The 10,893-nt window shown below is 39.4% G+C and carries 11 protein-coding genes; 6 read left to right on the forward strand and 5 right to left on the reverse strand.

From position 1 onward, the window contains the following. Window positions 1-128: 128 nt before the first annotated feature. The 3 genes from ADF62_RS04435 to ADF62_RS04445 form a co-directional block, all read right to left on the reverse strand. Window positions 129-371 (reverse strand): hypothetical protein, encoded by a 243-nt coding sequence (locus ADF62_RS04435; protein ID WP_003092959.1) that lies wholly within the window; start codon window positions 369-371, stop codon window positions 129-131. A 152-nt stretch (window positions 372-523) separates the two neighbouring features. After that, window positions 524-1,870, reverse strand: a complete 1,347-nt coding sequence (locus ADF62_RS04440; RefSeq protein WP_003092721.1) for a D-alanyl-D-alanine carboxypeptidase — start codon at window positions 1,868-1,870, stop codon at window positions 524-526. Between the two features lie 239 nt (window positions 1,871-2,109). Next, window positions 2,110-3,306, reverse strand: coding sequence for a cation diffusion facilitator family transporter (locus tag ADF62_RS04445; RefSeq protein WP_003092605.1), 1,197 nt, complete (start codon window positions 3,304-3,306; stop codon window positions 2,110-2,112). Window positions 3,307-3,519: 213 nt separating this feature from the next. Here ADF62_RS04445 and ADF62_RS04450 point away from each other — a divergent pair, with 213 nt between their 5' ends. The 3 genes from ADF62_RS04450 to ADF62_RS04460 all read left to right on the forward strand — a co-directional run bounded on the left by ADF62_RS04450 (window position 3,520) and on the right by ADF62_RS04460 (window position 7,458). Further along, a complete protein-coding gene (locus ADF62_RS04450) occupies window positions 3,520-4,173 on the forward strand; it encodes a uracil-DNA glycosylase (protein ID WP_048788191.1) in 654 nt (217 codons plus the stop codon). 19 nt (window positions 4,174-4,192) lie between these two features. Then, the gene (locus tag ADF62_RS04455; protein WP_048788192.1) at window positions 4,193-5,461 is read left to right on the forward strand and encodes a dihydroorotase; all 1,269 of its coding nucleotides are present in this window, start codon (window positions 4,193-4,195) and stop codon (window positions 5,459-5,461) included. Between the two features lie 74 nt (window positions 5,462-5,535). After that, window positions 5,536-7,458 carry a DUF2207 domain-containing protein gene (locus ADF62_RS04460; protein ID WP_048788193.1) on the forward strand — a complete coding sequence of 641 codons (1,923 nt, stop codon included), beginning with the start codon at window positions 5,536-5,538 and terminating at the stop codon, window positions 7,456-7,458. 173 nt (window positions 7,459-7,631) lie between these two features. On the opposite strand, the gene ADF62_RS11430 is transcribed toward ADF62_RS04460, so the two are convergent. Together ADF62_RS11430 and ADF62_RS11435 are read right to left on the reverse strand one after the other, a co-directional pair. Further along, on the reverse strand, window positions 7,632-7,901 hold the full coding sequence (locus ADF62_RS11430; protein WP_239664988.1) for a hypothetical protein: 270 nt from the start codon (window positions 7,899-7,901) through the stop codon (window positions 7,632-7,634). A gap of 15 nt (window positions 7,902-7,916) precedes the next feature. Next, window positions 7,917-8,207, reverse strand: a complete 291-nt coding sequence (locus tag ADF62_RS11435; RefSeq protein WP_239664989.1) for a hypothetical protein — start codon at window positions 8,205-8,207, stop codon at window positions 7,917-7,919. A gap of 348 nt (window positions 8,208-8,555) precedes the next feature. Between ADF62_RS11435 and ADF62_RS04470 the strand changes: the two genes are divergently transcribed. The 3 genes from ADF62_RS04470 to ADF62_RS10250 form a co-directional block, all read left to right on the forward strand. Then, window positions 8,556-9,527, forward strand: coding sequence for a thiamine pyrophosphate-dependent dehydrogenase E1 component subunit alpha (locus ADF62_RS04470; RefSeq protein WP_037621462.1), 972 nt, complete (start codon window positions 8,556-8,558; stop codon window positions 9,525-9,527). Window positions 9,528-9,551: 24 nt separating this feature from the next. Beyond that, on the forward strand, window positions 9,552-10,550 hold the full coding sequence (locus ADF62_RS04475; RefSeq protein WP_003097147.1) for an alpha-ketoacid dehydrogenase subunit beta: 999 nt from the start codon (window positions 9,552-9,554) through the stop codon (window positions 10,548-10,550). Between the two features lie 229 nt (window positions 10,551-10,779). Further along, window positions 10,780-10,893: biotin/lipoyl-containing protein (locus ADF62_RS10250; protein ID WP_152901318.1), on the forward strand; the 114-nt coding region annotated here is incomplete at its 3' end.

The raw sequence follows: 10,893 nt of genomic DNA on the forward strand, positions 1-10,893 counted from the left end.
CTGGCTGGTATTATGGGCTTATAGCCCTTGATCAAACCACCCGTTAGACGGGTGGTTATGATTATTCATTTGTCGAGCTTGACAACGTTCGTTGAGTTTTTGACGACGCTTCTTTTCATTGTTGAAAATCAGGTAGATAACGTAAATTGGCAACAGGAGGAAGCAGGGTCGCGGACTTCATCAATATTATCTTGCCAAAGGATATCACCGGTGTTTGCATCAATCAAAAGAGATGATTTAGGTCTGTATGTCTCAGTGGCTTCCTTGTAACCTGCTTTTTGTGCAATATCTACCAGTTGGTCAGCGAATGACAGACTGGGAGATATTGTCAGACTAGCTACTAGAAGGAGGCCCAACAATTTCTTTTTCACAAATAGTCTCCTTAAGTAATAACGTATTGTCTGATATATTAATATATTTTATTGTTTATAAAACGTTATACCGTAGTATTATAGCATAGATTTCAGCAATTTTAGTTTTCTATTTAAAATCAGAAAAAAACGTGTCATAGACACGCTTTCTTTTATTTATGTTGTTCTCGAGCCAGACGTCGTTCTTTAACTTTCTGAAGACGTCCCTTTTCATTTAGATAAATCAAGTAGAGAAGTCCAATTGGAACAAGGCAGAGTAGCCAGAAATAAACTGGGAGTTGGCCATTATTTGTTGCTTTTGTAGCCTTTTTATCTTTTTGCTTACTTCCAAAATCGAACCATCCCTTAACTTTTGTAGCTTTAACAGAAGTAGCCTTGATATTAGGTGATACTGTCTTCAGACCATTATCAATAACAATTTGATCATCTTTAACAGAGATTTTAGGGTCTTTGCCTTTTTTGACTGTGGCGTAGACATCTTTTTCGACATTGTATTTTTTACCGTCGATTTCTTGTTCACCCTTGCTAAGAACTTTCTTGTAAGAGAAGTCTTTATACATTTTCTCAACGAGAGCATTACCAAAGGTATGACGAATCTCTTCACCTGTTTGGTCAGACCAATCACCAGAGCCCATGATGACAGCAATCATACGTTGATTACCACGTTTGATGGTGTCAATATAGTTGAAGGCACCTTCTGGGCTAGATCCTGTCTTCAACCCATCAACCCCATCAATTCCGTATTTGGCACCTGGAATAGAGTAGTTGTAAGTCTCGAAGGTTTCCTCGTAAGGTGTTCCCTTCTTAACTGTGACAACAGGTTTGCTAGTGTACTTGAGAATTTTTGGGTATTTCTTGATGAAGTTATAGGTCATGATAGCCAAATCACGCGCAGTTGTTTGGTTGGTTTGGTTGTTATCATAACGTTGAGGACTGTAGTAACCTTTGAAGGCAACAGCAACGGCACCAGAAGCGTTAAACCATTTGGTATTGGTCATCCCCAGCTCTTTAGATTTTTCATTCATCATGTCTAGCCATTTATCAGGATTATTATTGGTCAAGTAGTTGGCTAGCATCACAGTTGTAACGTTAGAGGATGGCACCGCTGTCATGGTAATGAGCTCTGAAACCGTGTAGTCAACACCAGCAACAATCTTGTTGTTGGAGATTTCATAAATATCGGCAATAGCTTGGTCTGTAGGAGTAGCTGTAATAACAGTATCTTCTGAAATTTCTCCTTTGGACATGGCTTCGAAGACCAAGTACAGGGTCATAGCCTTAGACATAGAGGCTGGGTCACGGATTTCATCAGCATTCTCCTCCCAGAGGACATCTCCGGTAGTTCCATCAATTAATAGAGTAGATTTAGGACGATAGGCCTCTGTCGCTTCAGTATAACCAGCAGCGCGTGTAATATCCATTAATTCATCTGCACTAGACAAACTAGGGGCTAGGGCTAGACAAGCTGATAAAAGGATGGAAACAATTTTCTTTTTCATAATGTGTCTCCTTTATTTTATATTGGTTCTGTCGTAGGCAGAACCAATATAAATACTTTAATAGAATTTATGTATCAACCAAATTTAAAAAGACAAATTTGATGGTGATAAACACTTCCATTATACCATATAACATACTGTGTTTTCGTAATATTTTATATTTTAATACAATTTTTAGAATCTATAGTGTTTTAAAAATAACATACTTTTGATGACAAAAAAACGAGCTGAGTTGCTCGTTACTCGTTATCTTTTATAGCTGTGACTTGATGGTAAATCATAAACCATGTCTCATTTCGGCGCCAGATGCTGGTATGGAAATTGCCTCCCAGTTCGTAACTAATTAATTTCGTTTTTTGACTAACAGATGTCATCTTGAAGCTGTCAAAGTTATTGAGAAGTGGTTGATGATTGGCAATGACTTTCTCACGTGTGTGATGATGACCATTTTCATCAATTAAGTAGAAGTCAGGTGCTAAGAGGTTTTCGTAGTCTGGAATCTTTGATAAGATAATCTTTTCATTCCGAGTGAGTTTGCGAAGTACATTTCCATAAATTTCGTCTTCAGGAATTGCAGCAGGCTCTACATGGACATCAGTATCATAGACAGAAAAACGCTTACTGAGGATTTCTTCAATTTGTTCAGTAATGGCGTGACTCTCGTAGACGGAGAGGTCAGGGTTCATTTCAACAACGATATCAAGATAGATATTACTACCATAGGAACGTCCACGTTGCTTTTTAACTTTGGTAACTTTGGGAATCTCCAGAATGGCTTTTTCATAGGCCTTAAGATTCCTCTCATCAAAACCATCTGACAAGCTGAAGGTTGCTTCCATGAAGATACCATAGGCTGTCTTTAGGATAAAGAAGGTGATGATAATAGCAGTAATATAGTCGATGATGGTAAGGTTGAAGGATGCTGCAAGAATGGCGATTGATGTTCCAATAGAGGTCACGGCATCGGAGAGATTGTCCTTAGCAGCAGCTATCAAAGCACTGGATTTTAGCTTTTTAGCAAGTCTTTTATTGTATAAGTAAACGCCACACATGACGAGAGCAGATAGGACACCGACAGTGGCACCAAGTGGATCAACGACTGTTTCTTCTCTCAAAAAAATCTTTCGAACTGTCTGAATTAGGACTTGGAAGCCTACTACGAACATGATAAAGGAAGTAACTAGGCTTGATAAGTCTTCAATCTTCCAATGACCAAACCTATGATCTGCATCGGCTGGTTGACTAGCCAGGTGCAATCCAATGAGTAGGGCGACATTCCCCAAAATATCAGATAAGTTGTTAAAACCATCAGCAATCAATGAGCTAGAGTTTAAAAAGTGTCCAGCAATAAGTTTGGCAATGGTAAGAAGTAAGTAGGCTGCAATGCTGACAATAGGACCTCGTCTGGCTGCCCTTAAATTTTCATACGTCGTCATAGATTTACCTTTTTGTTTAAATATAAGTATTTATTATAGCACAAAAGAATAGTTACTTAAAGCCTGTAATACCTTGATTGTTAATATGAATTGTCTTTTTAAAAGGAAAAGATTGAAGAAACAGCTATCACATAGTATTTTTCAGTATTTTCCGAATATTATCTACAAATTATGGTATAATTTAGGGTGTATAACAATCTAAAAGAGGTTTTTATGGAACATTCGACATGGCACAAGCTTCTGAAAGAGGAACTGCCGGATCATTATTTTTCAAAGATAAATCAGTTTATGGATCAGGTTTATAGTCAGGGAACGGTTTATCCCCCACGAGATAAGGTATTTAATGCTTTGTTAGAGACTCCTTTTGAAGAAGTTCGGGTGGTAATCCTTGGTCAGGACCCTTACCATGGGCCTAATCAGGCTCAGGGGCTTTCGTTTTCAGTTCCTGAGACGATTCCAGCTCCACCTTCTTTGGTTAATATTCTCAAAGAATTGGGGGAGGATCTTGGTCCTAGAAGTCATCATGATTTAACAACCTGGGCCGAGCAAGGGGTGCTATTGCTTAATGCCTGTCTGACTGTCCCAGCTGGTCAGGCAAATGGACATGCTGGTCAGATTTGGGAACCTTTTACAGATGCTGTTATTAAGGTTCTTAATCAAAAGGATACTCCTGTAGTCTTTATACTTTGGGGTGGCTATGCTCGTAAGAAGAAAGTGCTAGTGACTAATTCTAAACATGCCATTATTGAGAGTGCCCATCCGAGTCCCTTGTCGGCCTATCGTGGTTTTTTTGGCAGCAAGCCTTTTTCAAAAGCCAATACCTACCTTGTATCTCAAGGCCAATCCCCAATTGATTGGTTGAAGTAAAATAGAAAGTTGGAAGATTATGTTACTGATTAAAAATGGTCGTGTTGTAGACCCTAAATCTAGTTTGGATTTGCAAGCTGATGTTCTTGTGGACGGTAAAAAAGTCGTTAAAATTGCTGAAAATATCGACGCTGGAGATGCCCAAGTTATCGATGCCACTGGTCTTGTGGTTGCTCCTGGTTTGGTGGATATCCATGTTCATTTCCGTGAGCCAGGTCAAACCCATAAGGAAGACATTCATACGGGTGCCTTGGCAGCTGCTGCTGGTGGTTTTACAACAGTTGTAATGATGGCTAACACTAATCCAACGATTTCAGATAAGGAAACCTTAGAGGAGGTCTTGACTTCGGCAGCTAAGGAAAATATCCATGTTAAGTCTGTTGCGACTATTACAAAGAACTTTGATGGTGAAAACCTCACTGATTTCAAGGGTTTGCTTGAAGCCGGTGCTGTCGGATTCTCAGATGATGGTATTCCATTGACCAATGCTGGTATTGTCAAAAAAGCCATGGAGCTAGCTAAGGAGAATAATACCTTTATCAGTCTTCACGAGGAAGATCCAGATCTTAATGGTATTCTCGGTTTCAATGAAAATATTGCTAAAAAAGAATTTCATATTTGTGGGGCAACTGGCGTAGCTGAGTACAGCATGATTGCGCGTGATGTCATGATTGCTTATGATACACAATCACATGTTCATATTCAACACTTGTCGAAAGCTGAATCTGTAAAAGTCGTTGAGTTTGCTCAAAAACTTGGAGCACAAGTTACAGCCGAAGTGGCACCACAACATTTCTCTAAGACAGAAGACCTCTTACTCTCAAAAGGCGCTAATGCCAAGATGAACCCACCACTTCGCTTGGAATCAGACCGTCAAGCTGTAATCGAAGGTTTGAAATCTGGAGTAATCTCAGTCATTGCTACGGACCACGCGCCACATCATGCCGATGAAAAGAATGTGTCTGATGTGACTAAAGCACCATCAGGAATGACTGGTCTGGAAACCTCTCTATCTCTTGGTTTGACTAATTTAGTTGAAGCAGGACATTTAAGTTTGAAAGAACTATTGAAAGTAATGACAAGCAACCCATCTGATCTTTATGGTTTCGATGCTGGTTATTTGGCTGAAAATGGACCAGCAGATATTGTTATCTTTGCAGATAAAGAAAAACGTCAGGTTACAGCAGCCTTTAAGTCTAAAGCAGCTAATTCACCATTTGTAGGCGAAGAGCTTACGGGAAGTGTTAAATACACTATCTGTGACGGTGAGATTGTTTATCAAGCCTAAATAGCAGATCAGAGCAGGGTACATCGAGACACTTGGTGTTGCACCTGCTTTTTTAGTCATTAAAGGAGACACAGATGAAAAAAATTCTTTTGTTTTTGATTGTTATTCTTACCATCCTCCTGCCGACAACAGTTCATGCAAAAGAGGTAAGATATGACATTGCTTCCTACAAGGGGCACCTAATTATAAATGATGATGGCAATGGGACCTTCACCCAGGAAGTACTATATGTTTTTAATAGTGACTATAATGGACAATATGTGACACTTGGATATGCTGATCCTGTACCTAAAGGATTCATGATTTCGGAAAACCCTAGTGTTTCAGCAACCGTGAATGGTCAAGAAAAGAAAGATATTCAAGTGGAGGAAACAAATCTTTCTGACGGTGTAAAACTAAAAGTTTACAATTCGGGTTCCGATGGTGATAAGGTTCAGTTAAAAGTTACCTGGCAGATACAGAATATGTTGTCACTCTATTCAGATATTGCTGTTTTAAACTGGTTTCCTATCTCTGATTGGGATGAATCAATCAGCCATGTTGACTTTGAAGTTGAAGGCCTAGATGCAAGTCATGGGGAGCTTTATGCTCATACGGGCTATTTTGGAAAGACTCCCGATGTAGAGCGAACTTCAAACGGTTATCGTGTGCGGGTTGAAAACTTGCCATCGGGTGGTAAGCTAGAGTTACATGCCTATTGGCCTATGACGTCTGCGTTAAAAGATGGTCATTTGTCATATATCAGTGATGAGAAATATAGGGGAAAGTTTATAGAGAAGGAAGAATATATTAGTAAGACAATGGCGGCCTACCAGAATGCTTTTTACAAGATTTTGCCTAAAGTGATGGTTGGTTTCTTTATTCTCGGCTCTTTCTTATTCTGGAGAGTTTTGAGATGGACTAAGGAGCCTTCCTTCCCATACGATGTACGAATATACGAAACTCCTCAAGATTTACCACCTTTAGTTTTAGCAAAAAGTATTTATAACCAATCATTTGATAAAACAGGACTTGGCGAAGAGAATGGACATTTAAAATTTAAGAACATGGTTCAAGCAGTAATTCTAGATCTTGTCGATAGAGGCTACATAGCCTATAGCCAAGAAAATGGTGTTCATACTCTAAGACGAATTCCAAAAGAGGGATTAGCAGACTACGAGTTTGATTTCCTTGAAATGTTGTTTGATGATCGTATAGAAATCACGGATCGCGAGATGTTCTCTAGATACTATCTTGACGAGAAAGGATTAAGAAAACAGTTTAACAACGCTAAGTCTAATTATGAAAGGAATTCTGTTCGTGAAGAAGGACAGTGTATCAGGAGGAAGTTTGTTCAAGATGGAAGAAGTGTAACTGAAGGTGTGAATCGAGAGATTGTCTCACTCGGTCTTCCTAACCTATATCGAGACTTTACCATTAAAGAAAATATGTTTATTACTTCAGGGAATGTGGTATTTGCTCTACTTTTTATTATTTCTACACTAGCAACAATATTTTTATTTGCGGGCTTTGGTTCTGGCCTAGGAGTTATTTATCTTTTGGTTTCGCTCTTTCTTGCTTTAGTTTGGTACTCTAATAGAAGATCTATTGGAAAAAGACGGAAGAGAACTTTAGACCCGTCACATATCGAAGAATATCGTCATTGGCAATATTTCGAAAGCATGCTCCGAAGTATTACATCTTTTAGGCAATCAGAACTCGAATCCGTCATCCTATGGAATCGTATCTTGGTTTATGCGACACTTTACGGACAAGCGAATAAAGTAAGTGATGTATTGAAACGATATAACATCCACCTTAGCAATCCATCTTTAGATGAGTTCACTCATTCTGCAACGCCATTTATTATTTTGAACAATGTTAGTCGCTTAGAATCCTATGTTTCGACTTCGGATACCGTAAGTAACTTTTCTATCAACTCAAACAGTGGTAGTGGAGGTCTAGGTGGCGGTGGCTTCTCCGGAGGAGGTGGAGGAGGTGGAGGAGGTGCCTTTTAACCCTTACCAATCCATCGTAGAATATTAGCATAAAAGGACATCCAGTTTACCAACTTGGGTGTCTTTGTTTAGCTTGAGGATTATCTGATTTTGCTCCTCTCATTTCAAGATATTTTAGTAAGTAGAGATGTGAGGTTACAAAAAAATAGACATTGGCACTTTTTTGTATCGTCTTAATAACCAGGCTCAAAGATTTCAATAATCTGTATCAGGTAACCTGAATGTAAGCCGTTTCGGTAGTTGACATTTGGCAAAGCCTTAACTAATTCATTTAGTTCCTTATCTATATTTACTTTGTCAGTTAAAACTGGTAATTCGACGACAAGGAGCTGCGAATGATCTAGCTGTAGATAACTGCTACTCACCTTGATATCGGGGCGAAGAAGCTTACTGATTGCTTTATCGGAAGTTTGGAGAAATTGATACAAATCTAAATCTGACAAGGAAATCTCACCAAACTAAGAACTAATGTTCATAGCAATATCAATATGAGCAGCTTGCATTTCTAAAATGCGGTTAGAGAGGAAACTAGCTAAAATTGGATTATTGATCTGATCCAACATTTCTTGAGTTTCCGGATTACACATGATAGAGTCACCAGTTTTATAAATTTCAAGTAGTCCAGTTGCCTTAGCAGTATCTTTATCTTCTAAAGCAAGCGAGACTCCTTTGAGGTTTTTCTTGAAAAGATTAAAAGATTCTTGTTTCTGTGTAATGATTTGAATAAAGGATTTATTGTAATTGGTCATGGTGCCCAGCAATTTATGACGTTCTCTGTCTAGTCTTTAACCTGTTAAGATGAGAATCCAAAATCTCGTCGATCTCTGTGTGGTTATTTTGAAGATAATAATTTGAAGTATAAAAGCTATACATGCCGTAAGCCCGTGAATAATGGCATCACCCAATATAATAAAATACCCTATTTGAGTTAGAGTAAAATCTATCCAATCATATCATAACGCTTTGAAAAAGAGCATACGAATTGCCTATAAGTGATAAGGATGTAAGGCTTTTCATTTTTTAAGCATATTTCTTGCTCATTAAGTTTTTTTAACCTATCCTAGATGTATAGAAAAATTTCGATAGAGGAGATCGATATGGTAAAACTTTCTAAAGAGACACATCTTGAGATGTTCACTAAAATGGAACGTATACGTGAATTCGATTCACGTATTAATAAATTAGTTCGTCGTGGTTTTGTTCAAGGAATGACTCACTTTTCAGTTGGTGAGGAAGCAGCCAACGTTGGGGCTGTTCAACACTTGAGCTATGACGATATCTTCTTTTCAAATCACCGTGGTCACGGACAATCTATTGCCCAAGACATGGATTTGAATAAAATGATGGCGGAGCTTGCAGGTAAGGCGACAGGTGTTTCTAAGGGCCGTGGTGGTTCAATGCATTTGGCTGACTTTGAAAAAGGTAACTACGGAACTAACGGTATTGTTGGTGGTGGTTATGCTCTTGCCGTAGGTGCAGCTCTTACTCAACAGTACAAAGAAACTGGGAATATCGTTGTTGCCTTTTCAGGTGATGGCGCTACTAATGAAGGTTCATTCCATGAGTCAGTCAATATGGCGGCTACTTGGAAATTGCCTGTTATCTTCTTTATCATCAATAACCGTTATGGTATCTCAATGGATATTCATAGAGCTACCAACACTCCTCACTTGTATACACGTGCAGAAGCCTATGGTATCCCTGGATTCTACTGTGAAGATGGTAACGATGTTTTGGCTGTATACGAAACAATGGGCAAGGCTGTTGAGCATGTCCGTGGTGGCAACGGTCCCGCTATCGTTGAGGTAGAATCTTACCGTTGGTTTGGTCACTCAACTGCTGATGCGGGTGTTTACCGTACTAAGGAAGAAGTTGACGAGTGGAAGAACAACAACGACCCAATTATTAAATACCGTGATTATCTCGTTTCTGAAAATATCGCAAGCGCTGAAGAGTTAGATGCTATCCAAAGCCAAGTCAAGGCTGAGGTTGATTCAGCTTATGAGTTCGCCCAAAATAGCCCAGATCCAGAACTTTCAGTTGCCTTTGAAGATGTATGGGTAGACTAAAGAGAAAGGTTGAGGAATACAAGTATGAGTGAAACAAAATTGATGGCCTTGCGTGAGGCAGTAAACCTTGCCATGAGCGAGGAAATGCGTAAAGACGAAAACATCTTCCTTATGGGTGAAGATGTTGGTATCTATGGTGGTGACTTCGGTACTTCAGTTGGTATGTTGGCAGAATTTGGTGAAAAACGTGTTAAAGATACACCAATTTCAGAGGCAGCTATCGCTGGTGCAGCTGTTGGGTCTGCCATTACAGGTCTTCGTCCAATCGTTGACTTGACTTTCATGGACTTCATTACGATTGCCCTTGACGCTATCGTTAATAATGGTGCAAAAAACAACTACATGTTTGGTGGTGGTTTGAAGACTCCTGTAACTTTCCGTGTAGCCTCTGGTTCAGGGATTGGTTCTGCGGCACAACACTCACAATCTCTTGAGTCATGGTTGACTCACATTCCAGGGATTAAAGTCGTTGCTCCAGGTAATGCTAACGACGCTAAAGGTCTTTTGAAATCTGCTATTCAAGATAATAACATTGTTATTTTCATGGAACCAAAAGCACTTTACGGTAAGAAAGAGGAAGTGACACAAGACCCTGATTTCTACATTCCACTTGGAAAAGGTGAAATCAAGCGTGAAGGAACTGACCTTACTATTGTCACATATGGTCGTATGTTGGAACGTGTTCTTAAGGCGGCTGAAGAAGTGACTGAACAAGGTATTAATGTTGAGGTCGTTGACCCTCGTACTCTCGTTCCACTTGATAAGGACTTGATTTTCGAGTCAGTTAAGAAGACTGGTAAACTGATGTTGGTCAATGATGCATATAAGACTGGTGGATTCATCGGTGAGATCGCTGCTATGGTTACTGAAAGTGAAGCATTTGATTACCTCGACCACCCAATTGTACGTTTGGCAAGTGAAGATGTGCCTGTACCTTATGCGCGTGTCTTGGAACAAGCGGTTCTTCCAGATGTTGAAAAGATTAAGGCTGCTATTATCAAGATGGCCAATAAAGGAAACTAACTTTCTAGCGACGGTTAAGTGATATGTCTCGCTAGTAAAATGTGTTTCTTGTTTTAACTGTGAGAGTATCGGAAAATATAATTTAAAGTAGAAAGGAGAGGGCGAACCAGAGGGTGTAACTGAACCCGAGCGGAAAGCTTGGAAAATAGACCGTCCGTCTACGTCAGTAAGCTGACGTGTCGGTCGCCTAATTTTCAGTCGCTTTCTGGTCGCTCTTGGTATCTTATAAATGGCTTTTGAGATTATTATGCCAAAACTTGGTGTGGACATGCAGGAAGGCGAAATCATCGAGTGGAAGAAACAAGAGGGTGATGTGGTTAATGAGGGAGATATCCTTCTTGAA

It is taken from the genome of Streptococcus sp. 1004_SSPC (genome assembly GCF_001069025.1).
In the GTDB taxonomy this organism is placed as follows: Bacteria; Bacillota; Bacilli; order Lactobacillales; family Streptococcaceae; genus Streptococcus; species Streptococcus vestibularis.